This window comes from Bradyrhizobium sp. B025, assembly GCF_042257955.1.
Classification (GTDB): Bacteria; Pseudomonadota; Alphaproteobacteria; order Rhizobiales; family Xanthobacteraceae; genus Bradyrhizobium; species Bradyrhizobium diazoefficiens.
On the sequence record NZ_CP170150.1, the window covers coordinates 812,501 to 835,946 of the forward strand.

Consider the following 23,446-nt stretch of genomic DNA (forward strand, 5'->3'; position numbering starts at 1 on the left):
GCTCGCTCGCCGGCGAATGGGGCCCGAAAGGCATCCGCGTCAACTGCATCGCGCCCGGCCTCGTCAAGACCGACTTCGCCCGCGCGCTGTGGGAAGACGAAGCCATGCTGAAGCGCCGCACCGCCACCACGCCGCTGCGCCGCATCGGCGAGCCCGACGAGATCGCCGGCGCCGTGGCCTATCTCGCCTCCGACGCGTCGAGCTTCATGACCGGCCAGACCATCGTCATCGACGGCGGCGTGACGACGGCGGCGGTGTAGCCGTCACTTGTCCCGGCGTAGGCCGTCGCGTTCGGCGAGCGCGCTTTCGATGGCGCGCACGACGATCAGAGCCGATCGCTCGTCGAGATGCACACCATCGGCCCAGCGCAATTGGCCCCGCGGCGGATTGATCGGTAGCCACAGCGACTGATCCGGAAAAGCTGCGTGGACAATCGCCTTGCTCATGGCGACGAGGCGGGAGTCCTCGATCCCGGCCTCGAACGGAATCTCGATCAGGAAGGCACGGGATCCACGCCGCTGGACGTCGTCGATCAGCTCTCTGGTGCGCGCGACATTGACGCGCACCGGCCCTGTCGCCTCACCTTCATTCATCTGTCGCAGCGCCAGGTCGAGATAGGCCTTGTTGTCGAACGTGCTCGGCGGTTCCTTGAGCAGGCGATCCTGCTCGGCGCGAGCCTGTGCGGGATTGGGCGGCGCGTGATTCCACCTCTCATAGGCCGCAACCGCTGTGCGCACGGGGCGCAGGAACGGCGCTTCCGCGCGCGCGCTACCGGAGAATTGTCCGATCAGCTCGCTGTCGGGCTCGCGCGATAGGACGTTCGTCTCGATCAGGATAATCTTCGGCAAGCTCGGCTGTTTCGCGAGGATCTCGAGGACGGTGACCGGCGAGCCTCCGGCCAGCGCGAGATTGCGGAAGCGGGGAAGCGAGAAATATTCCTCCTTGAGACGCCAGGCGACCGAGCTGCCGACCAGCACGACGTCTGGGACCGGCTCTCTCAGATAGCGATTGAGGGTGATGCGGCTGCCGTCGCGGGTCGTGACCGACGGCTGCTCGAGCGCGGAGCCGAACCGCGCGGTGGCAAGACCGCAGACCAGCAGCAGCGCGACGGCTGCAGCCGCACATCTGATCAACCATGGAAGTCCGGACATCTGTGCCATCATCAGAACTGGAAATAGATGAAGGCGGCGTCTGGCCCCGCCTCGAGATAGGCCAATGCCGCAAGCGCACCATAGAGATACGGCTCCCATCGCCGCAACCTGCCACTGGCGAGCGCACCGAGGCCGAGATGCTGGATGAGAACGGGAAGGGCGTAGAGCAGGGCCATGCTACGAAACAGTTTTGTCGGATTGGGATTGTCCGTCGGCGTGAACATGCCTGCGAGGTAGCCGAGCGCGTGATCGAAGCTCGGCAGCTTGAAGAAGATCCACAGCATCGTCACGCAGAAGAAGACGACGCCCACGCGGGCGACGCGCACGACAGGGCCGGCTTCGCCCAGCACCTTCAGAAACGGCCGCTCGACGACGAGCAGGAGGCCGTGCAGCATGCCCCACAATGCGTAGCTCAGGCTCGCGCCGTGCCAGAGGCCGCCAAGCGTCATCACGATCATCAGATTGAGGCCGGTTCTAGCCGGTCCCTTCCTGTTGCCGCCGAGCGGGATGTAGAGATAGGTCCTGAGCCAAACGGACAACGAGATGTGCCAGCGCGTCCAGAACTCGGAGAACGAAGCCGAGATGTAGGGCAAGTCGAAGTTGACCGGCAGGCGGTAGCCGAACAGCAGCCCGAGGCCGAGCGCGATTGCCGAATAGCCGAAGAAGTCGGCATAGATCTGGTAGCTGTACAGGAACACGAGCAGCCAGCGGTCCTGCGTGGCCACCGTCTCGTAGAGCGGATAGTCCATGTAGGACGTCATCTCGTTGAGATTGTTGGCGACGTAGAGCTTGAAGAAGAAGCCGGTCAGGATCCATTTGGCGGCTTCCGCGAAATCGACATTGGAGAGCTGTTTGGGGACGATCTGCGGCATAAACTGGCCCGCGCGCGTGATCGGTCCCGACACCAACTGCGGAAAGAAGATGATGTAGAGGAAGACGTCCCGCAGCGTCGGCGGCCGTTTCTCGCGCGTGAGGTCGACCAGAAGGCTGATGTTGTGGAACACGAAGAAGGAGATGCCGATCGGCAGCGGCAGCCGCAACAGGAAATCCACCGGCGCGAAGCCGATCGGGTAAGCCGTGGACGCATCGACGAGCAGAAATTTGTATTTGAAGAACGCCAGCAGCGCGAGATTGAAGACGATTCCAGCCGGCATCCAGATCGCGCGGTTGTCGAAGGCCAGCACCAGACAGAGATGGGTCCCGAGCACGGCGAGGAGCAGCAGAGGCAGCAGCGCTGGCTGACCCGAACCATAGAACACCAGGCTCGCAAGCACCAGCAGCTGGACCTGGAAGCGGCGTAAAGGCGGCAGATAATAGGCGCCGAACACGATCGCGACGAAGAGGCCAAACTGAAAGGAAGTGAATGTCATGTCGCCCCGATTTACCCGGCCCGGCATGTATCATCTTCGCTCCCGCTGTCCTAGCCTCCCGGCTCGCCCGGGCGGTGCACCGTCAACCGCCTTGGCGGGCGTGGCGGCCTTGACCTTCCCGCTCTAATCCGCTCCTTTTGGCGCAACACAATGAACGCCACCAAGAGAACGCCAAGGTAGCTACCATGTCTTTCGTCCTCGCCATCGACCAGGGCACCACCTCCTCGCGCGCGATCGTGTTCCGCAGCGACATCTCGATTGCTGCGCGTGCGCAAGCCGAGTTTCCGCAGCATTTTCCGGCCTCGGGCTGGGTCGAGCACGAGCCGGAGGACATCTGGACCTCGACCGTGATGGTCTGCCGCGATGCGATCGCGCAGGCTGGCATCAGCGCGAAGGACATCGCCGCGATCGGCATCACCAACCAGCGCGAGACCACCGTGGTGTGGGACCGCGCCACTGGGCAGGCCGTGCACCGCGCCATCGTCTGGCAGGACCGGCGCACCGCCGACATCTGCGCGAAACTCAAGGCCGACGGCCGCGAGCCTGTCATCTCCGAGAAGACCGGCCTGATTATCGATCCCTATTTCTCCGGCACCAAGGTCGCCTGGATCCTCGACCACGTGCCCGGCGCGCGTGCCCGCGCCGCGCGCGGCGAGCTGATGTTCGGCACCGTCGACTGCTACCTGCTCTGGCGCCTCACCGGCGGCAAGGTCCACGCCACCGACGCCACCAACGCCTCGCGCACGCTGCTGTTCAACATCCACACTGGCCAGTGGGACGACGAGCTCCTGGAGATCATCGGCGTGCCGCGCTCGATGCTGCCCGAGGTGAAGGATTCGTCCGCCCGTTTCGGTGAGAGCGTGCCCGACCTGTTCGGCGGCGCGATCGCGATCTCCGGCATCGCCGGCGACCAGCAGGCCGCGACCATCGGCCAGGCCTGCTTCCGCCCGGGTATGATGAAGTCCACCTACGGCACCGGCTGCTTCGCGCTGCTCAACACCGGCACCACGCCCGTGGTGTCGAAGAACAAGCTGCTCACCACCGTCGCCTACCAGCTCGACGGCAAACGTACCTATGCGCTCGAAGGCTCGATCTTCGTCGCCGGCAGCGCGGTGCAGTGGCTGCGCGACGGCCTCGGCATCATCAAGCACGCCGCCGAGACCGGACCTCTTGCTGATCAGTCCGACTCCATGCAGAGCGTCTATCTGGTCCCCGCCTTCGTCGGCATGGGCGCGCCCTACTGGAATCCGCGCGTGCGCGGCGCGCTGTTCGGCCTCACCCGCAACACGGGACCTGCCGAGCTCGCGCATGCAGCGCTGGAGAGTGTCTGCTACCAGACCTTCGACCTCTGGGCCGCGATGCGCGCCGACTGGCCGAGCTCGGAAACCGCCAGCGTCGTGCTGCGCGTTGACGGCGGCATGACCGCGTCGGACTGGACCATGCAGCGCCTCGCCGATCTCCTCGATGCGCCGGTCGATCGCCCCGTGATCCAGGAGACCACCGCCCTCGGCGCCGCCTATCTCGCCGGCCTCAATGCCGGCGTCTATCCCGAGCCGACCAAATTCGCCGACAACTGGCGCCTCGAGCACCGCTTCAAGCCGAACATGAGCGAGGCGACGCGCGAGCGGAAGCTCGCGGGCTGGGCGCGGGCGGTGAAGGGCGTGCTGGCGAGCGACGAGGGGGCGTGAGCGCGCCTAAAGCCGCGATGAAAGTGCGGCGAAGGAACGCGGCCCCAAACCCTACCGTCGTCTCGGCGAAGGCCGGGACCCATACCCGCAGGGAGAAGTTTTGCGAAAGCTCGGAGTGGGCGTCTTCGCGCCACGAACAGTCGTGGTTATGGGGCCCGGATCTGCGCTTACGCTTGTCCGGGACGACAATGGAGTGTGTAGCGCCGCTCTGGAGCCTCTCGCGATGAATCGGAACAAGCACGAATGATCCTTCCCGACGGTTATTCCGACATCCCCGCCGGCAAGATCGCCGCCGTCGTCACGCATCTTGAGATGACCGCACCTCCTGCGCGCCGTGACGATCCTCCCGGCGCCTGGACCCTGCGCAAGGCCGACGCGCCCGCGCTTCATTGGTATCGCGATCTCTTCCGCCGCGTCGGTGAGGATTGGCTGTGGTTCTCGCGACCGCGCATGAACGATGCCGAGCTCGCCGCAGTCATCCACGCGCCGGGCGTCGAGGTCTACGCCCTGGTCGCGGACGGCCGCGACGAGGGCCTGCTGGAGCTGGATTTCCGCGAGGCCGGCCAGTGCGAGCTGGTCTATTTCGGCGTCACCGCCGGCCTGATCGGGACAGGCGCCGCCCGCTTCCTGATGAACCGCGCACTGGAGCTGGCCTGGTCGCGCGAGCTGCACCGCGTCTGGGTGCACACCTGCACCTTCGACCATCCCTCCGCCGTCGAATTCTATCAGCGCTCCGGCTTCCGCCCCTTCCGCCGCCAGATCGAGATCGCCGATGATCCACGTCTCGATGGCACGGCGCCGCGGATGGCGGCGAAGCACGTGCCGATTATCGAATAGTGCGCGGCTGCCGCCCCACCGTCATTGCGAGGAGCCCTTGCGACGAAGCAATCCAGGCTGTTTCCGCGGAAAGATCCTGGATTGCTTCGCTGCGCTCGCAATGACGGAGTGTGGGCGCCGCCCTCGCTCTTCGAATCGGCACATCAACGCGTGATGGCGCCGTAGCCCCGACGGAGCCAAGCGTAATCCCAGACGATGTCCCCGCATTCCGCTCCATGCGCGCTACGCCTCGCTCCTCGCCGTCATTCCGGGGCGCGCCACTTGGCGCGAGCCCGGAATCCATTTTGTCCGCATGAGACGGTGCACGATGGATTCCGGGTTCGCGCTCCGCGCGCCCCGGAATGACGGCAAGCCGCGAATTCGTAGCCCGATGGAACGCAGCGAAATCCGGGGCGGTTTCCCCGCATTCCGCTCCGCTCCATGCGGGCTACGGCTCGTCAAAACAACTCCTGCTTCCCCCTTGCCAGCGAGAACCCGTGCTGCATGGCGTTGAAGCAGGTGAGCCCCGCCTGCTCCGAGCGGCACGTGAACCCCGCCCGCCGCCACACCTCGCCATAGGCGAGCACCGGCAGCGATGGGTCCATCACCGTGTCGCCGGCGCAGATGCGCTCCGCGTTGCCCTTCGCGCTCATCTCGAAGGCGTGGCCGTAATCGAGATCGCAGTCAGCGGGCCGGCGCGGGCGCGTCTCCATGTTCAGGATGTCGCAGCGGAGCACGCCTTGTCCGTTGTCGATGAAGAACTGGCAGACGATGTTTTTCGACGGCCCTCGGCGCTTGCGGCGCCGGCTCCGATCAACAGAAGCAGGGTCGATGCCAGGACGACGGCGCGGAGCCCGATCATGCAATCCCGCTTGAGACTAGCCGTCGAACTTCACCGCCGTGGTGTTGGCGCCGCAGAGCAGCACTGCGACGCGTTCGCCGGGTGAGGGACGATAGCGGCCGGACAGTAGCGCGGCAAATGCGGCTGCGCCGCCGGGCTCGGCCACGAGACGCAGGCTCGACCACAGCGCTGCCTGCGCCTGCCGGATCGCCTCGTCGCTGACCAGAACGACCCGCTCGACATGGGCCTGCGCGATCGGGAACATCAATTCACCGACGCGCCGCGGCGCGAGGCTGTCGGCGGCGAGGCCGCCGGCCGGCGCATCGACCGGTGCTCCCGCCGCGATAGCGGCGTGCAGGGTCGGTGACTGCTCCGGCTCGATCGCAACAACACGCGTCCTGCCAGCGTACCACGCCGCGATGCCGCCGATCAGGCCGCCGCCGCCGACCGCCACCAGCAGCGTATCGATGCCGGGCGCGTCCTGCTCCAGCTCCAGGGCGACGCTGCCCTGGCCGAGCAGGGTTTCGGCCTGGTCGTAGGCGTGAACGGCCATCGCACCGGTCCGTGCGACATGCGCTTCGCTCGCGGCGAGCGCATCGGCGTAGCGGCTGCCCGCGATCACGAGTTTCGCACCATTCCCCTTGATCCGCTCGGCCTTGGCTGGCGAGGTGATGTCGGGCACGAAGATCGTGGCGGGGATGCCGAGCCGCTGCGCCGCGTAGGCGACCGCCGCCCCGTGATTGCCGCCGGATGCGGCGACCACGCCCGCCTCCGGCACCGGCCGCAGCAGCAGGTTGGCAAAAGCGCCCCGCGCCTTGAAGGATCCGGAATGCTGCAGCATCTCGAGCTTGAACGTGATGGGTGCCGCCGGCAGGCCGAAATCGGCAAGATCGGCCATAACGAGTGGCGTGCGCCTTATGTGCGGACGAATGACGGCCTCGGTCGCCGCAATCCGCTCCCGCGTGATGTCCATTGTCGCTGTCATGATGCCGTTCCTTATAGCGCATCGGAGAGTTGACATCAATTAGGTAATTAGCAAAATGACTAAATGAAAGTCACTGTCGCCCTGCGCGCGCTGGCCAACGAGCGCCGCCTGCAGATCCTGGACTGGTTGCGGGATCCGCGGAAGCATTTTCGCGAGCAGGCCGATGGCGATCTGGTCGATGACGGCGTCTGCGGATTGCTGATCGCAGAGAAGCTCGGTGTCAGCGCGCCGACCCTGAGCGAGCACATGCGGGTCCTGACCGCCGCAAAGCTGGTGCGCGCCAAGCGGATCAAGCAGTGGACGATGTACAGGCGCAACGAAACCGCGATCGCCGCCATCAAGCGCTCGATCCAGGACGGCCTTTGATCGCGCAGATGTTGCTGCAGGCGACGTTGCACCCGACGCAATGCTCCATTTCCATCTTCTTTCTTGCGCCGCGCCGATCTTGTCGTGGAAACTGACCGGCCCTGCCGTGTTCCAACGAGTGAGCGCGAACCATGTTCCTGATCGGCCAATACGACTCCCCCTTCGTCCGCCGCGTCGCGATTGCGCTACGGCTTTACGGGCTCTCCTTCGAGCACAGGCCGTGGTCCACCTTCGGCGATGCCGACAAGATCGCGCCCTATAATCCGCTGCGCCGCGTCCCGACGCTGGTGCTCGACGACGGCGAGGCGCTGATCGAGAGCGCGATCATCCTCGAATATCTCGATGAGCTGGTCGGCGAGGGCAAGGCGATGCTGCCGCGCAGCGGCGCCGAGCGACGACAGCACCTGCGCATCTGCGCGCTCGCTTCCGGTCTCGGCGACAAGGCGGTGAGCCTGCTCTATGAGCGCGTGCTGCGGAAGGAGCAGCTTGCGCTGTGGGTCGAGCGCTGCCAGGCGCAGATCGGCGACGTGCTCGGCGTGCTGGACGCCGAGCGCGCCAAGGTGACGACGCCATACTGGCTGGGCGACCGCATTGGCCACGTCGATATCGCGGTGGCCTGCGTCGTGCGCTTTACCCGCGAGGCGCATCCGCAATTGTTCGACGCGGCGCGCTATCCGGCGCTCGCGGCGCATGCCGAGCGCTGCGAGGCGCTGACGCCATTCCAGGAGATCGTGCAGCCGTTGGCACCGCCGAAGGGGTGAGCCGCATCAAGCGCCTCTATGCGAACCCGACCTTGATCAGGATTGTCAGGAAAAGACCTCCGACGACCGCGCAGACCGCGGCACCGATCAGCGGCCCCAGCGCGCCCTCCCGGCTCGCAGGCTCCAGCACCGCATGTCCCGGTCGTTCCGGATCGTAATAAACTTTGACGTTCTGCCCGGGACGATATTTCGCTGCGGCCTTTTCGGCGACCTCGCGCAGCCCGGAGATCATGGTGCCGCCCCAATCGACCTCGGTGCCGATGAAGTCGCGCTTGTCGACCCTGTAGGCGTAGCGCAGGTCGACCTGATAGCGGTGCTGGAGCTTGCTGGACCGCGACTTGTCGTCGTCGTCGCTCTTCTCCTCGATGATTTCCTCGATCACGTCGCAACGGGTGACCCTGCCAGCCGCGGTCGGCCAGCGCAGGCTGGCGCTCGCCAGCCGGCGCGTCCGGACATACTCTGCGACGCAGAACACGCCGCCTACGAGCACGATGATCGGCAACGCGAACGCGAACAGCGGAACGCCGTTGTTTGTGTAGAGCACGTGACCCGCGAGCGAATGCGCGGTGAGGGTGGTGGCAATGAAGCCGAACACGATTGTGAACGCCACCAGTGCCGCGACGTTCTGCGCGGCAGCAGGTTCGAGCAACGCCTCGGTCGGTTGCTTCGGATCGACATGGACGTCGACATGCGCGCCGACCGGATATCGTCCGATCAGTTTTGCGGCCAGTACCCTCGTCGTGATGGCGGGGCCGCCGACAAAGACCTTGTCGCTTTCCAGCTCCTGGCCGCCGGCCTGATAGCGATAGCGGATGACAGGCTTGGCGTCGTTCCGATCGTCCGAGGCGTGCGTCGCCGGCTGATCGACCCTTGAGATCGTGATGATGCCCTCCACCTTGTCCCAGCTCCGCGCGGCCTGCATCCGGCCCCGCATGCGGACCAGATTGAACAGCATCAATCCAAACAGCAGCACCGAGATGCCGGCGGCGATCTGCGTCCACATCAATTGTTGGGCGTCCAGCATCCGATTCCCGGCTCCTCGGCGGCGATCGCCATTGGTCGCGGCGAGCGCGCGTTGCGTTCACGGCACTGCCGCCTTTTCGGGAGATCGTGCAATCGCTGCTGCCGCCGAAGGCAGGACTATCGCATGTGACTTCCTGGCGGGGGCCTGAGCGCACGCCTCGTCCTTCGAGACGACTGCTTCCAGCGGTCTCCTCAGGATGAGGCTGAGGGGCATCTTTGCCGGTCGAAATTGCTGCCGCGCACTCCGTCCTCATCCTGAGGGCCCGCCAAAGGCGGGCGTCTCGAAGGATGGGCCGCAGCGCAACGGCCTTAAATGCGATTGCCCTGCCGCCGAGGGGATGAAGCGCGGAACGCAGGCCTTATTTCCGCGAACAGGGCTTGATCTCGCCAGCCGCGGTGTTCAGGACGATCGGATTGGGCGACAGTCTTATGCCGAAGAACAATTGAGAGCCGGACACCTTGTCGTCCGCGCCCTGATGGACGTCCAGGTCGAGTTTCGCTGCGATCTCGGATGTCAGCTTGGCCTTCTCCTCCATCGAGATCTTGTTGTGATATTTGATCTCGTAGACGACATCGGCCTCCAGAACGGACCGCGTCTGGCACACGACGCCGCCACTCGACACGTTCTGGGCCACCGCGTCCTCGCATTCCGCCTTCAGCAATGCGTTCCGGGCCGAGATCAGCGACTCGTCGGAAATCAGCAGGATGTTGGCGTTCTCGAGCTTGAGGTTGACCGCTTCGACCTGCTGCATCCCGGCGACAGCCGACAGCTTCTCCCTGACCTCGGCCGAAACGTCGAGTTTCTTCTCGAGCGTTTGCTTCAAGTCCCGGTCGACGGTCCGTGATTTCTGGATCTTGCTGGCCAGGAGCGCAGGGTCGACATCGCAGGTCGGATGCAGTTCCAGCCGGCCGTTGCTCAGATACTCGATCGTGTTGATCGTGCCGGGACCGCCGAACGTGCTCGGCGGCACCACCTCGAAATATCCGGTCTCGGAGAGGATGGCCGTGATCGTCTGCTTCTTGCGCGGGATTCCGACGAAGACTGCGACCATCACCAGGCCGATCGCGACAAATACCCCGCTACCAAGCCAAAGCCATTTGCGGCTGGCTATTTTCCCGGGCAGCACAACTGACTTCGTTCGCCGCATGGCACGTAGCCTTTCGGACAGTCCGCCGCGGCAATCGTGGGCAGGACGACAAGGGCGATCGCGGCGACGAACAGTGCAATGAACTGCTTCATATGTTCGATCCCAAGCAAACCGTCGGTTTGAAGGTAGTAGGCCGATAGATTAGCGAATCAAGGTTGAGCGGACAAGTGAACGAGTTCACACGCGGCGGGTTCCGTTGATGCGTGGGCCGTTGAGGCGGAGCGTTGCCAAGGGACACCGCGTCCAAGAATTCGTGCAGCGGTTGGCGCTACATGTAGGCTCCCCAATGTCGTCCTGGCGAAAGCCAGGACCCATTACCCCAGGGAGCAGTTTGGCGAAGATTCGTTGTTCGGTATTGCTAGCGATACCCACCGATGGATCACGCGGTATGGGTCCTGGCTTCCGCCAGGACGACACCGAAGGTGTGGTGCGCGCTTCCAACCGACGACGACAGGCACGGTTGACGATGATCGCATATTACTGGTGTTTTGCCCGACGTCGCAAGCCGCTTCGGTAAGACCGAAATTCCTCAGGCCTTTCAACCCCATCCCTACTGTGCATGGGGTTGTTTTCGCATTTTTGATTTAGAGGCGGGTCTATCCCGCTCCCGCGCGCTTCTTCTGCCAGACGAGGTGCACCGCGCAAGTGCAGCCCGGCGGATGCGAGGCGAGGTCCTTTGACGTCTCGTCGTTCGCCGGCGTCGCCGCGAAGGCCTTGTCGGTCCCCTCTCGCGCCGGGATGTAGTTCAGCACCGGCGCGAGCCAGCGCTCGGCCTCCGTGACCGTCATGCCCTTGCGCGCGGCGTAGTCTTCGACCTGATCGCGCTCGATCTTGCCGACGCCGAAATAATAGCTCGCGGGGTTCGCGAAATAGAGCCCGGACACAGAGGAGCCCGGCCACATCGCAAAGCTCTCGGTCAGCTTCACGCCGGCCGTGGCCTCGGCATCGAGCAGCTCGAACAGCGTCGCCTTCTCGGTGTGATCGGGCTGCGCGGGATAGCCCGGCGCGGGACGGATGCCCCGGTATTTTTCCAGGATCAGATCGTCGCAGGAGAGCGCCTCGTCCGGCGCATAGGCCCAGAACTCGCGGCGCACGCGCGCGTGCATGCGTTCGGCAAAGGCCTCGGCGAGGCGATCGGCCAGCGCCTTGCACAGGATCGAGGAGTAGTCGTCGTTCGCCATCTTGAAGCGGTCGGCGACCGCATCCTCGCCGATCCCGGCGGTGACGACGAAGCCGCCGACATAATCGGGCACGCCCGTGTCGACCGGCGCGATGAAGTCGGCGAGCGCCGCGTTGAAACGGCCCTCGCGCTTCTCGAGCTGCTGACGCAGCGTGTGCAGCGTCGCGATCTGCTTGGTCCGGCTCTCGTCGGCGTACAGCGCGATGTCGTCGCCGACCGCGTTCGCCGGCCAGAAGCCGACGGTGGCGCGCGCCCGGAACCATTTCTCCTTGACGATCAGGTCGAGCATCTTGCGCGCGTCGTCATAGAGCGAGCGCGCGACCTCGCCGACCTTGGCGTCGTCGAGGATCGCGGGGAAGCGGCCGGCGAGCTCCCAGGTCTGGAAGAACGGCGTCCAGTCGATATAGGGCACGAGCTCGGCGAGATCGTATGCGTCAAAGCTCTTGGTGCCGAGGAAGGTCGGCTTCACCGGCTTGTTCGCGGCAAAATCGACCGGCACGCGGTTCTTGCGGGCGTCTGCCAGCTTCAGCCGCTTCTTGTCGGCCTGCGCGCGCAGATGCGCGTCGGAGATCTTGGCGTATTCGGCGCGCACCTCGGCGGCATAGGCCACGCGCTTCTCCGGCGAGAGCAGCGCGGAGGCGACGCCGACGGCACGGCTGGCGTCGTTGACGTGCACGACGGGACCGGCGCGGTAGCTCGGGTCGATCTTGACCGCGGTATGCACGCGGCTCGTGGTGGCGCCGCCGATCAGCAGCGGCAGCTTCAAGCCCTCACGCTGCAATTCGCCGGCGAAGAACGCCATCTCGTCGAGCGAGGGCGTGATCAGGCCGGACAGGCCGACGATGTCGGCCTTCTCCGCCTTCACGGTCTCGACGATCTTGGCGGCGGGCACCATCACGCCGAGGTCGATGACCTCGAAATTGTTGCACTGGAGCACGATGCCGACGATGTTCTTGCCGATGTCGTGGACGTCGCCCTTGACGGTCGCGAGCACGATCTTGCCGGCGGACGAGGAGCCTTCGGTGCCGATGCCGTTGGCGAGGTTGCGCGCCTTCTCTTCCTCCATGAACGGCATCAGCCAGGCGACCGCCTGCTTCATGACGCGGGCGGACTTCACCACCTGCGGCAGGAACATCTTGCCGTCGCCGAAGAGGTCGCCGACGACGTTCATGCCGGCCATCAGCGGGCCTTCGATGACGTCGAGCGGACGCGACGACGCCTTGCGCGCTTCCTCGGTATCCACTTCGATGAACTCGGTGATGCCGTGCACCAGCGAATGCGACAGCCGCTTCGCCACCGGCCATTCGCGCCAGGCGAGGTCGGCCTCCTTGGTCTGGGTCTTGTTGCCGCGGAATTTTTCCGCAAGCGCCAGCAGCCGCTCCGATGCGCCCGGATCGCGGTTGAGGATGACGTCCTCGCACACCTGGCGCAGCTCCGGATCGATGTCGTCATAGACGATCATCTGCCCGGCATTGACGATGCCCATGTCCATGCCGGCCTTGATGGCATGATACAGGAACACCGAGTGCATGGCCTCGCGCACCGGCTCGTTGCCGCGGAACGAGAACGAGAGGTTGGACACACCACCAGAAATGTGGGCGCCCGGCAGGTTCTGGCGAATCCAGCGCGTCGCCTCGATGAAGTCGACGCCGTAATTGTTGTGCTCCTCGATGCCGGTCGCGATCGCGAAGATGTTCGGATCGAAGATGATGTCTTCCGGCGGGAAGCCGACGCGGTTCACCAGGATGTCGTAGGCGCGCTTGCAGATCTCGGTCTTGCGCGCGAACGTATCGGCCTGGCCGACCTCGTCGAAGGCCATGACCACGACAGCCGCGCCATGACGGCGGGCGATCTTGGCCTCGTGGATGAACTTCTCCTCGCCTTCCTTCATCGAGATCGAGTTGACGACCGGCTTGCCCTGCACGCATTTCAGGCCGGCCTCGATCACCGAGAATTTCGAGCTGTCGACCATCACGGGGACGCGGGCGATGTCGGGCTCGGCGGCGACGAGGTTGAGGAACGTCACCATCGCCGCTTCGGAGTCGAGCAGGCCCTCGTCCATGTTGACGTCGATGATCTGCGCGCCGTTCTCGACCTGGTCGCGTGCGACTTGCAGCGCGGCCGTGTAGTCGCCGGCGGTGATCAGTTTGCGAAAGCGTGCGGAGCCCGTGACGTTGGTGCGCTCGCCGACGTTCACGAAGGGAATGGCGTGGGTCAGAATGAAGGGCTCGAGGCCGGAGAGCCTCAAGCGAGGCTCGATCTCCGGCACGATGCGCGGCTTGTGCGGGGCAACGGCCGCGGCGATTGCGGCAATATGATCCGGCGTGGTGCCGCAGCAGCCGCCGACGATGTTGACGAGGCCATCACGCGCGAACTCGCCGACCAGGCGCGCCATGTATTCCGGCGTCTCGTCATACTGGCCGAACTCGTTGGGCAGGCCGGCATTGGGGTAAGCGCAGACAAGCGTGTCGGCGACGCGCCCGATGTCGGCGATATGGGCGCGCAGATCTTCGGCGCCGAGCGCGCAGTTGAAGCCGATGGTCACAGGCTTTGCGTGCCGCACCGAATTCCAGAACGCCTCCGGCATCTGGCCTGAGAGCAGGCGGCCGGATTTGTCGGTGATGGTGCCCGACACCATCACCGGCATGTCGATGCCGCGCGCTTCGGTGATCTCGGCGATGGCGTAGAGCGCCGCCTTGGCGTTCAGCGTATCGAAGATGGTCTCGACCAGCAGCAGGTCGACGCCGCCGTCGAGCATGCCGTTGATCTGCTCGCCATAGGACTTGCGCAGATCGTCGAAGGTGACGGCGCGGTAGCCGGGGTTGGACACGTCAGGCGAGATCGAGGCGGTGCGGTTGGTCGGACCGATCGCACCGGCGACGAAGCGCGGCTTGCCGTCCTCAGCCTCGACGCGGCGTGCGGCATTGCCGGCGAGGCGGGCGCCTTCGCGCGCCATCTCGTAGACGATGTCGGTGAGGTCGTAATCGGCCTGCGCGATCGACGTGGTGGAGAAGGTGTTGGTCGCGACGATGTCGGCGCCGGCGCGAAGGTACGCGGCGTGGATGTCCTCGATCGCCTGCGGCTGGGTCAGGATCAGCAAATCGTTGTTGCCGCGCAGGTCGCGGTGGAAGTTCTTGAAGCGCTCGCCGCGGAAGGCGGCCTCGTCGAGCTGGAGGTTCTGGATCATCGTGCCCATGGCGCCGTCGAGCACAAGAATACGCTCGTGCGCGGCGTTGAGCAGGGCAGTTCGCTTGGGAGAGGTGGGTACGGTCATGTTGTCTTACGCCGCCTTCTGCGCGCTCTTGGCGCGAATGCCGAGCAAATGGCTGATCGCGAACACGAGATCGGCGCGGTTCATGGTGTAGAAATGGAAGGTGTCGACGCCGTGCTTCGCCAGCTTCTGCACCTGGCCGGCGGCGACGGTGGCCGCCACGAGCTTGCGGGTCTCGGCGTCGTCGTCCAGGCCCTCGAATTTCTCCGCGAGCCAGTCCGGCACGGATGTCCCGGCGCGCGTGACGAAGGCTCTCGCCTGCTTGAAATTGTGCATGGGCATGATGCCCGGCACGACGGGGATGTTGATCCCGCGGGCGCGGACGCGGTCGAGATAGCGGAAGTAGAGGTCGTTATCGAAAAATACCTGCGTGATCGCGCGGGTCGCGCCTGCATCGACCTTGGCCTTGAGCGTGTCGATGTCGGCGTCGAAATCGCGCGCTTCGGGGTGCTTCTCGGGATAGGCGGACACCGACACTTCGATGTCGGCGTGGCGTTTCTTGATGCCCGCGACGAGATCGGCGGAGCTCTGGTAGCCGTCGGGATGGCTGGAATAGGGCGTGCCGATGCCGCCGGGCGGATCGCCGCGCAAGCCGACGATGTGGCGGACGCCGACCTCGTGGTAGCGGTCGACGATCTCGTCGATCTCGCCGCGCGAGGCGCCGACGCAGGTCAGGTGCGCGGCCGGCAGCAGCGCGGTCTCCTTGAGGATGCGGGCGATGGTCGAATGGGTGCGCTCGCGGGTCGAGCCGCCGGCGCCGTAGGTCACCGAGACGAATTTCGGGTCGAGCGGGGCGAGCCGGTTGATGGTCTCCCAGAGATTGCGCTCCATCTCCTCGGTCTTGGGCGGAAAGAACTCGAAGGAGATCGCAGGCCGCTTCAGGTGCCCGTCTTGCCCGTCGGCTGTCGCAGGCTTCGTCAGATCAGTCATGGCACCACTCACTCCGGGTCTTCGCGGCCTGCGGTCAGGTCTAGATCAGGAGCTGCTAAGATAAGCCAACGCGGCCGCACTCGACAGCCCATCGGGGATGGGAAATGGCCCACTTGGCCCGAGATGTGTTGAATTTTTGTGCCTTCGGAATGAATTGTGGGAAGTGCGCAAATTCAATAAACTATGCAAAATCAATAATATATTTCGAATTGCGGTAGTCAAATGGTTGATCGTCGCGATGGGCAGGATGGAATCCAACGTCACGCCAATGTTGTCTGTCCCAACGCTTCGTCTGGCGGGGCGTATCGGCTCGCGGTCCGCACACGCCAGACCTGCGCTGTCTGCCCATTGCCGCCGCGCAGCCCTCCACTACGTTAGCGCGCCATGATCCCGCTCTCAGTCCTTGACCTCTCCGTCGTCACCACAGGCACAAAACCCGCCGCGGCGCTGCGCAACAGCATCGATCTGGCGAAGCATGTCGATGGGCTCGGCTATGTCCGCTACTGGCTCGCCGAGCATCACAACCTCGCCTCCGTCGCGAGCCCGGCGCCCGACGTGATGATCGGGCAGATCGCGGCGGTGACGAAGCAGATCCGCGTCGGCTCCGGCGGGGTAATGCTGCCCAACCACGCGCCGCTGGTGGTGGCCGAGCGCTTCAAGATGCTGGAGGCGCTGTTTCCCGGCCGCATCGACCTGGGCCTCGGCCGCGCGCCCGGTACCGATGGTGCCACGGCCTACGCGCTGCGCAGCCGGCTCGATCGCCGCGAGGGCGACGATTTTCTGGAGCGGCTGCACGAACTGATCTTGTGGGAGACGAGAGAATTTCCGTCGGGCCATCCCTACAACAACGTCGTCGCGATGCCCGACGACACCAAGCTGCCGCCGATCTGGCTGCTCGGCTCCAGCGATTATTCGTCGGAGCTCGCCGCGCAAGTCGGCATGGGCTTCGCCTTCGCGCATCATTTTGCGTCCCATGATGCGATCGATGCGATGGTGCATTACCGCAACCGCTTCCAGCCCTCGGCCTGGCGCGCCACGCCGCACGCGATCCTTGCCGTCGCCGTCATCGCGGCGGAGACTGACGAGGAAGCTGAAAAGCTCGCGACATCCTTCGACCTCAATCGCCTGCGCCGCGACCGCGGCCAGTATCTGCCGCTGCCGAGCGTCGAGGAGGCGTTGGCCTATCCCTACTCCGACGCCGAGCGCATCTCGATCGCCCGCAACCGCTCGCGCCTGTTCGTCGGCAGCCCTGCGACCACGCAGAAGAAGCTCCAGCCGCTGATCGATTCCAGCAAGCCGGACGAATTGATGGTGATCACGGCGGTGTACGACCACGAGGCGCGAAAGAAGTCGTATTCGCTGCTGGCGGCGGCGTTCGGATTGGCGAAGGCGGCGTAAGCACTCACCGTCATTCCGGGGCGATGCGAAGCATCGAACCCGGAATCTCGAGGTTCCGGGTTCACGCTTTGCGTGCCCCGGAACGACGGCATCAATCCTGCTGCGTCTCGCTGAACGTCGCGCGGAACGGGTGCCCCGGATACACGCCGACGATGCGGAATTCGCGCGAGAAGAATTTCAGCTCCTCGATCGCGAAGGCGAGGCCCTTGTCTTCAGGATGGCCGTCGACGTCGGCATAAAACTGCGTGGCGAAGAAATTGCCGTCGACCATGTAGCTCTCGAGCTTGGTCATGTTGACGCCATTGGTGGCAAAGCCGCCGAGCGCCTTGTAGAGCGCGGCCGGCAAGTTGCGCACCCGGAAGACAAACGTGGTGACCAGCGGGCCCGACCCTTGCGCGGCCCATTTCGGCTCGCGCGCCAGCACCACGAAGCGCGTGGTGTTGTGGGCCTCGTCCTCGATATCCTCGGCGAGGATGTCGAGGCCGTAGATCTTTGCGGCCAGGCGCGAGGCGATCGCGGCGACCGTCTTGTCCTTGCGCTCGGAGATGTCGCGTGCGCTGCCGGCGGTGTCGGCGTGCACGATCGGCTTGATGCCGAGCTTGCGGATGATGCGCCGGCACTGGCCGAGCGCATGGACATGGCTCTCGACGGACTTGATGTCGGAGATCTTGGTCCCCTTCACCGCCATCAGCTGATGGCGGACCGGCAGAAACCATTCGCCGATGATGAAGAGGCCGGAGGCCGGCAGGAGGTGATGGATGTCGGCGACGCGGCCGGCGACCGAGTTCTCGATCGGGATCATGCCGAGATCGGCCTCGCCCGACGAGATCGCCGACAGGGCGTCCTCGAAGGTGGCGCAGGGCATCGGCTCGGCGTCGGGATAGGCCTCGACGATGGCGATGTGGGAATTGGCTCCGGGTTCGCCCTGGAATGCGATTTTCAGCTTGCTCATGATCGGCCTTGTAGCAGCGGCTCAGGATTTGGAAAGGATGCTGCGGGCGGTTTCGAGATCGGGCGGTGTGTCGACGCCGCGGGGCACGCTGTCGACGATCATGATGTCGATGCGCATGCCGGCCTCCACCGCCCGGAGTTGTTCCAGGCTTTCCTGAAGTTCTAGGGGCGAAGGCGGCAGCGACACGAACCGCTCCAGCGCAGCGCGGCGGTAGGCGTAAAGGCCGATGTGGTGGTAGCGCGGTCCGTTGCCGTAAGGGGCCGTGGCGCGGGTGAAATATAGTGCCCGCAGCCGCCGCGGCCCGATCGGCGAGCCGACGGCCTTCACGACGCTCGGCGCGAGGTCCTCCTCCTCGGTGTGGATCTGCGAGGCCAGGGTCACGATGTCGACCGCGGGGTCGGCAAAGGGCGGCAGCACCTCGCGGATGGTCTGCGGCGTGATCGTCGGGAAATCGCCCTGGAGATTGATCACGATCTCCGCCTTGCCCTCGGGATCGAGCTTCTGCATGGCCTCGTGGATGCGGTCCGAGCCGGAGGGGTGTGTGGTGCGGGTCATCACGGCCTCGCCGCCATGGGCTGCTACGACGGCCGCGATCTCCGGCGTGTCGGTAGCCACAGCGACCCGGCCGATGCCGGCGGCTTCCGCACGGCGCAGCACATGCACGATCATCGGCAGGCCCGCGATATCGGCGAGCGGCTTGCCGGGCAGGCGGGTGGCGGCCATGCGGGCCGGGATCAGCACCAGGATGCGGGGATCGGTCATCGGGTCAAGAGCCTGGAAACGGGGCGTTTTCCGCGCCGAGAAATGGGGTGGGGACGGGTTCAAAGCCGGGTCGCTTATACGGGTTGCCAGACCCCGGGCAAACCGATATCTCAATGGCAAAACTCGGGGGAAAGACAAGGAACGTGTGATTCTCCCGGGGCTCGTCCTGGCGGCCGCCCGGCCGCTCAATCCTTCTCAGCGGTGTGGGGCCTGGCCGGAAATGGACTCTTTCGAACTCAATAAGATTCTCGGTGCCGTGCTCGGCACCTGTCTCATCCTGCTGGTCACGAGCTTCACCGCGAATGCGCTGTTCTCGCCCAAGATGCCGGAAAAGCCGGGCTTCGAGATCGCCGTGAAGGAAGACGCCGGCCACGGCAAGGAAGGCGGCGCTGCCGCTGCGGCTTCCGAACCCATTGAGAAGTTGCTCCAGACCGCCTCGGTCGAGAAGGGCGCTGCCGCCGCCAAGAAGTGCGGCGCCTGCCACACCTTCGAGAAGGGCGGTCCGAATCGCGTCGGTCCGAACCTCTATGGCGTCGTCGGCGAGGCACGGGGCGAGGGCCGCAATGGCTTCAACTTCTCGGCGGCCATGAAGGGCAAGGGCGGCACCTGGACGTTCGACGACCTCAACAAGTTCATCGCCAATCCGAAGGGCTTCATCCCGGGCACCGCGATGGGCTTCGCCGGCATTCCCAAGGATTCCGAGCGCGCCGATGTCATCGCCTATCTGAATTCGCTGTCGGAGCATCCCAAGCCGCTGCCGACGGCGTCGAAGTAAGGCCTTAAAAACCTGTCTTGGAATATGCGGCCAGGCTGAAAAGCCTGGCCGTTTCCTTATCCGGGCCTCGCGAGGTCGTTATCGGGGCGTTTGGCCGCAGCGAATGGCGCGGCCGGCTACCAAGATGAGGAAAAAGCAACATATTCCGTCGAAACCTCGCCTATATTGGGAACTTAAAGGAGTAGCCTCCTTCAAGACAGGAATGTTGATTTGGCCATTACCCGACGCGATCTCCTGCTCACCGGCACTGCGGCTGCAGCGCTCCCCGCCCTCGGTTCCGTCGCGGGCGTTCCCGTCATCGGCACGGCCGCGGCGCAATCTGCCGGAGAAGCGGCTTCAAGCGCGTTCCCTTGGCGCCATGCGTTGTCGCTGTTCGGAAAGGTCAAGTACCCCGCCGACTTCAAGCGCTTCGACTACGTCAATCCGGAAGCGCCCAAGGGCGGGGTCGCGCGCCAGATCGCGGTCGGCACGTTCGACAATTTCAACATCGTCGTCTCCGGTGTGAAGGGCCAGGTTTCCGGAGCCGTCGCATTCATCTACGAATCCCTGCTGACGCCCGCGCTCGACGAAGTCTCGACCGAATACGGCGCGCTGGCCGAAGCCGTCAGCCACCCGGACGATTTCTCCTTCGTCACCTACCGGTTGCGGTCGCAAGCCAAATGGCATGACGGCAAGCCGGTGACCGCGGATGACGTGATCTTCTCGCTCGATTCCTTCAAGAAGCACCATCCGATGTACTCGGCGTACTACAGTCATGTGGTGAAGGCCGAAAAGGTCGGCGAGCGCGAGGTCAAATTCGTGTTCGACGCGCCGGGCAATCGCGAGCTGCCGCAGATTGTCGGGCAGCTCACGGTCCTGCCGAAGCACTGGTGGGAGGGAACGGACGCGCAGGGCCGCAAGCGCGATGTTTCCGCCACCACGCTCGAAGTGCCGCTTGGCTCCGGCCCCTACAGGGTCAAGGAATTCGTTGCCGGACGATCGATCGCGCTCGAGCGCGTCAAGGACTATTGGGGCCGCGACCTGCCCGCCAATGTCGGCCGCAACAATTTCGACGAGCTGCGCTACGAGTATTTCCGCGACGCCACCGTCGCGATCGAGGCTTTCAAGGCTGACCAGGTGGATTGGCGCACCGAGAACAGCGCCAAGAACTGGGCGACTGCCTACGACTTCCCGGCCGTCACCGAAAAGCGCGTGATCCTCGAGGAGTTCGCAAATCGCAGCTCGGGCGTGATGCAGGCCTTCGTGCCGAACCTGCGCCGCGCCAAGTTCAGCGATCCCCGCGTGCGCCGTGCGCTCAACTACGCGTTCGATTTCGAGGAGATGAACAAGCAGATATTCTACGGTCAGTACAAGCGCATCAGCAGCTATTTCGACGGCATCGAAGATCTCATGGCGACCGGCTTGCCGCAGGGCAAGGAGCTCGAGATCCTCGAAACCGTCCGCTCCGAGGTCCCGCCCGAAGTCTTCACGACGGCCTATACCAATCCGGTTGGCGGCAGTCCGGAAGCCGTTCGCGACAATCTGCGCGAGGCGCTGCGCCTGTTCAAGGAGGCCGGCTATGAGGTGCGCGACCGCAAGCTGATCGACGTCAAGACCGGCACACAGTTCTCCGTGGAATTGCTGAATTCCGATCCGAGCTTCGAGCGGATCACGCTGTTCTACAAGCCGTCGCTGGAGCGGCTCGGCATCGCCGTCAGCGTGCGGACGGTCGATCCCACCCAGTACGAGAACAGGACACGCGAGTGGGATTTCGACATCGTCACCAACTCGTGGGGCGAGTCGCAGTCGCCGGGCAACGAGCAGCGCGAATTCTGGTCGTCCAAGACGGCCGACATCGCCGGTTCGCGCAACATTGCCGGCATCAAGAATCCGGCGATCGACAAGCTGATCGAGCGGGTGATCTACGCCAGGGATCGCGACGATCTCGTCGCAGCGACCAAGGCGCTCGATCGCGTGCTGCTGTGGAATCACTATGTCGTGCCGCAGTGGACCTATACGAAGGTGCGCACCGCGCGCTGGGACCGCTTCGGCCGGCCGTCGGAATTGCCCAGATACGGTCAGTCCGGCTTCCCGTTCATCTGGTGGTACGACGCAGACAAGGCGGCGCGGATCGCAAAGAAGTCGTGAAGGACATTTCCCGCATGACGCAGATGTCACGCCGCCATGTGCTTGTTTTGGGTGCCGGCGGCGCCCTCGGTGCATCCCTTGGCGCACCGCTGCTGCGCGGCGCGCGTGCTTCGGAGGCGGGGACCGAGGCGCACGGCATTTCGGCATTCGGCGATCTCAAATATCCCGCCGGCTTCCGTCATTTCGACTACGTCAATCTGGACGCGCCGAAGGGCGGCACGTTCTCGCTCATCCCGTCGGTGAAGGCGTACAACCAATCCTACCAGACCTTCAACTCGCTCAACGCCTTCATCCTGAAGGGTGATGGCGCGCAAGGCATGGACATGACGTTCGTGCCGCTGATGGTGCGCGCCAACGACGAGCCGGACGCGATGTACGGCCTTGCCGCCAAATCCGTGCGGATATCGCCGGACAGGCTGGTCTATCGCTTCACGATGCGGCCCGAGGCGAAATTCCACGACGGCACCAAGCTCACTGCTCATGATGCGGCGTTTTCGCTGACGGCGCTGAAGACCAAGGGCCATCCGCTGATCATCGTGCAGATGCGTGACATGGTCAGCGCGGAGGCGATCGACGACGCGACGCTGGTCGTCACCTTTGCCAAGGGACGCGCGCGCGACGTGCCGCTCTATGTCGCGAGCCTGCCGATCTTCTCGAAGGCGTACTATGCGTCCCGCCCGTTCGACGAAACGTCGCTGGAGATTCCGCTGGGCTCGGGTCCGTACAAGGTCGGCAGGTTCGAGGTCAATCGTTACATCGAATACGAGCGGGTGAAGGACTGGTGGGCCGCCGATCTGCCGGTTTGCCGCGGCAGCTACAATTTCGACGTCGTGCGCTATGAGTTCTATCGCGATCGCGATGTCGCCTTCGAGGGCTTTACCGGCAAGAGTTATCTTTACCGCGAAGAGTTCACCTCCCGCATCTGGGCGACACGCTATGACTTTCCGGCCGTGAAGGATAATCGCGTCAAGCTCGAAACCGTACCCGACGACACGCCGTCCGGCGCGCAAGGCTGGTTCATCAACACGCGGCGCGAGAAGTTCAAAGACCCGCGCGTGCGCGAGGCCCTGATCAATGCCTTCGACTTTGAATGGACCAACAAGACCATCATGTACGGCGCCTATGCCCGTACGGTATCGCCGTTCCAGAACTCCGATCTCATGGCGGGAGACAGCGCGCCTTCGCCGGAAGAACTGAAGCTGCTGGAGCCGTTTCGCGGTCAGGTTCCCGATGAAGTGTTCGCAGCACCGTTCACGCCGCCGGTCTCGGACGGCTCCGGGCAGGATCGAAGCCTGTTGCGCAAGGCGCAGCAACTGCTGAGCGAGGCCGGCGTGCCGATCAAGGACGGCAAACGGGTGCTGCCGAACGGCGACGTCTTCAGGATCGAGTTCCTGCTGGACGAGCCCTCCTTCCAGCCGCACCATGCGCCCTACATCAAGAACCTGGGCACGCTCGGCATCGAAGCGAGCGTGCGCCTCGTCGATGCCGTGCAACACAAGGCGCGCCAGGAAGATTTCGACTTCGACATGACGATCCAGCGTTTCAGCATGTCGGCGACGCCGGGCGATGCCATGCGCGCGTTCTTCTCATCGCAGGTTGCGAACACCAGGGGCTCGTACAATCTCGCCGGCGTTGCCAGCCCGGCCATCGACGCCATGATCGAGAAGATCATGGCGGCCGACAACCGCGAGGACTTGACGATCGCTTGCCGGGCCTTCGATCGGCTGTTTCGCGCCGGCCGCTATTGGGTGCCGCAGTGGTATAACAAGACGCACCGGCTCGCTTATTGGGATCTATTCGGTCATCCGCCGAAGCTGCCGCGTTACGCCAACGGCGTAGGCGCTCCCGACATCTGGTGGTCCGACCGCGCCAAGGCGGCCAAGCTCGAGCAGGCGAAATAGT

At 64.6% G+C, this 23,446-nt stretch carries 20 protein-coding genes (1 of these 20 only partly in view); 9 read left to right on the plus strand and 11 right to left on the minus strand.

What is annotated here, in order from left to right; all coding sequences use genetic code 11:
• Nucleotides 1–260, plus strand: the final stretch of a protein-coding gene (locus tag ACE10W_RS03870) for an SDR family NAD(P)-dependent oxidoreductase (RefSeq protein WP_304550823.1). It extends 514 nt beyond the left edge of the window; the window shows 260 of its 774 coding nt (coding positions 515–774); the start codon falls outside the window, past its left edge; its stop codon occupies nt 258–260.
• 3 nt (nt 261–263) lie between these two features.
• Here the strand turns inward: ACE10W_RS03870 and ACE10W_RS03875 are convergent, their stop codons facing one another.
• Nucleotides 264–1,151: a hypothetical protein gene (locus ACE10W_RS03875; RefSeq protein ID WP_304550824.1), complete on the minus strand. Its 888-nt coding sequence runs from the start codon at nt 1,149–1,151 to the stop codon at nt 264–266.
• An 11-nt stretch (nt 1,152–1,162) separates the two neighbouring features.
• Nucleotides 1,163–2,521, minus strand: a complete 1,359-nt coding sequence (locus ACE10W_RS03880; protein ID WP_304550825.1) for an MBOAT family protein — start codon at nt 2,519–2,521, stop codon at nt 1,163–1,165.
• A gap of 185 nt (nt 2,522–2,706) precedes the next feature.
• Between ACE10W_RS03880 and glpK the strand changes: the two genes are divergently transcribed.
• Both glpK and ACE10W_RS03890 read left to right on the plus strand, forming a co-directional pair.
• Nucleotides 2,707–4,209, plus strand: coding sequence for a glycerol kinase GlpK (gene glpK, locus ACE10W_RS03885; RefSeq protein ID WP_011084227.1), 1,503 nt, complete (start codon nt 2,707–2,709; stop codon nt 4,207–4,209).
• Between the two features lie 243 nt (nt 4,210–4,452).
• Nucleotides 4,453–5,046 carry an N-acetyltransferase gene (locus ACE10W_RS03890; protein WP_304550826.1) on the plus strand — a complete coding sequence of 198 codons (594 nt, stop codon included), beginning with the start codon at nt 4,453–4,455 and terminating at the stop codon, nt 5,044–5,046.
• Nucleotides 5,047–5,483: 437 nt separating this feature from the next.
• On the opposite strand, the gene ACE10W_RS03895 is transcribed toward ACE10W_RS03890, so the two are convergent.
• Entirely contained in the window at nt 5,484–5,762 is a 279-nt protein-coding gene (locus ACE10W_RS03895) for a DUF6636 domain-containing protein (RefSeq protein ID WP_304550827.1), read from the minus strand.
• Nucleotides 5,763–5,903: 141 nt separating this feature from the next.
• Nucleotides 5,904–6,887, minus strand: a complete 984-nt coding sequence (locus ACE10W_RS03900) for a threonine/serine dehydratase (protein ID WP_304550828.1) — start codon at nt 6,885–6,887, stop codon at nt 5,904–5,906.
• A 27-nt stretch (nt 6,888–6,914) separates the two neighbouring features.
• Between ACE10W_RS03900 and ACE10W_RS03905 the strand changes: the two genes are divergently transcribed.
• Together ACE10W_RS03905 and ACE10W_RS03910 are read left to right on the plus strand one after the other, a co-directional pair.
• Nucleotides 6,915–7,217, plus strand: a complete 303-nt coding sequence (locus ACE10W_RS03905; protein WP_011084231.1) for a helix-turn-helix transcriptional regulator — start codon at nt 6,915–6,917, stop codon at nt 7,215–7,217.
• 131 nt (nt 7,218–7,348) lie between these two features.
• A complete protein-coding gene (locus ACE10W_RS03910) occupies nt 7,349–7,978 on the plus strand; it encodes a glutathione S-transferase family protein (protein WP_304550829.1) in 630 nt (209 codons plus the stop codon).
• A 16-nt stretch (nt 7,979–7,994) separates the two neighbouring features.
• On the opposite strand, the gene ACE10W_RS03915 is transcribed toward ACE10W_RS03910, so the two are convergent.
• The 5 genes from ACE10W_RS03915 to metF all read right to left on the minus strand — a co-directional run bounded on the left by ACE10W_RS03915 (nt 7,995) and on the right by metF (nt 15,530).
• A complete protein-coding gene (locus tag ACE10W_RS03915) occupies nt 7,995–9,002 on the minus strand; it encodes a DUF3592 domain-containing protein (protein WP_304550830.1) in 1,008 nt (335 codons plus the stop codon).
• A gap of 358 nt (nt 9,003–9,360) precedes the next feature.
• Nucleotides 9,361–10,053 carry a hypothetical protein gene (locus ACE10W_RS03920; protein WP_244423869.1) on the minus strand — a complete coding sequence of 231 codons (693 nt, stop codon included), beginning with the start codon at nt 10,051–10,053 and terminating at the stop codon, nt 9,361–9,363.
• 56 nt (nt 10,054–10,109) lie between these two features.
• Nucleotides 10,110–10,241 (minus strand): hypothetical protein, encoded by a 132-nt coding sequence (locus ACE10W_RS03925; RefSeq protein WP_277996652.1) that lies wholly within the window; start codon nt 10,239–10,241, stop codon nt 10,110–10,112.
• Nucleotides 10,242–10,745: 504 nt separating this feature from the next.
• The gene (gene metH, locus ACE10W_RS03930) at nt 10,746–14,603 is read right to left on the minus strand and encodes a methionine synthase (RefSeq protein WP_304550831.1); all 3,858 of its coding nucleotides are present in this window, start codon (nt 14,601–14,603) and stop codon (nt 10,746–10,748) included.
• 6 nt (nt 14,604–14,609) lie between these two features.
• Nucleotides 14,610–15,530, minus strand: a complete 921-nt coding sequence (gene metF / locus ACE10W_RS03935; RefSeq protein ID WP_304550832.1) for a methylenetetrahydrofolate reductase [NAD(P)H] — start codon at nt 15,528–15,530, stop codon at nt 14,610–14,612.
• A 384-nt stretch (nt 15,531–15,914) separates the two neighbouring features.
• Here metF and ACE10W_RS03940 point away from each other — a divergent pair, with 384 nt between their 5' ends.
• The gene (locus ACE10W_RS03940; protein ID WP_304550833.1) at nt 15,915–16,928 is read left to right on the plus strand and encodes an LLM class flavin-dependent oxidoreductase; all 1,014 of its coding nucleotides are present in this window, start codon (nt 15,915–15,917) and stop codon (nt 16,926–16,928) included.
• Nucleotides 16,929–17,019: 91 nt separating this feature from the next.
• On the opposite strand, the gene ACE10W_RS03945 is transcribed toward ACE10W_RS03940, so the two are convergent.
• Together ACE10W_RS03945 and ACE10W_RS03950 are read right to left on the minus strand one after the other, a co-directional pair.
• Nucleotides 17,020–17,880, minus strand: coding sequence for a prephenate dehydratase (locus tag ACE10W_RS03945; protein ID WP_028173517.1), 861 nt, complete (start codon nt 17,878–17,880; stop codon nt 17,020–17,022).
• A gap of 21 nt (nt 17,881–17,901) precedes the next feature.
• A complete protein-coding gene (locus ACE10W_RS03950; RefSeq protein WP_011084239.1) occupies nt 17,902–18,642 on the minus strand; it encodes a 3-deoxy-manno-octulosonate cytidylyltransferase in 741 nt (246 codons plus the stop codon).
• A 220-nt stretch (nt 18,643–18,862) separates the two neighbouring features.
• Between ACE10W_RS03950 and ACE10W_RS03955 the strand changes: the two genes are divergently transcribed.
• The 3 genes from ACE10W_RS03955 (at nt 18,863) to ACE10W_RS03965 (ending at nt 23,445) form a co-directional block, all read left to right on the plus strand.
• Nucleotides 18,863–19,417 carry a cytochrome c family protein gene (locus ACE10W_RS03955; RefSeq protein ID WP_011084240.1) on the plus strand — a complete coding sequence of 185 codons (555 nt, stop codon included), beginning with the start codon at nt 18,863–18,865 and terminating at the stop codon, nt 19,415–19,417.
• Between the two features lie 210 nt (nt 19,418–19,627).
• Nucleotides 19,628–21,544, plus strand: coding sequence for an extracellular solute-binding protein (locus ACE10W_RS03960; protein WP_304550834.1), 1,917 nt, complete (start codon nt 19,628–19,630; stop codon nt 21,542–21,544).
• 14 nt (nt 21,545–21,558) lie between these two features.
• Nucleotides 21,559–23,445, plus strand: a complete 1,887-nt coding sequence (locus ACE10W_RS03965; protein WP_304550835.1) for an extracellular solute-binding protein — start codon at nt 21,559–21,561, stop codon at nt 23,443–23,445.
• The last annotated feature ends 1 nt before the right edge of the window (nt 23,446 follow it).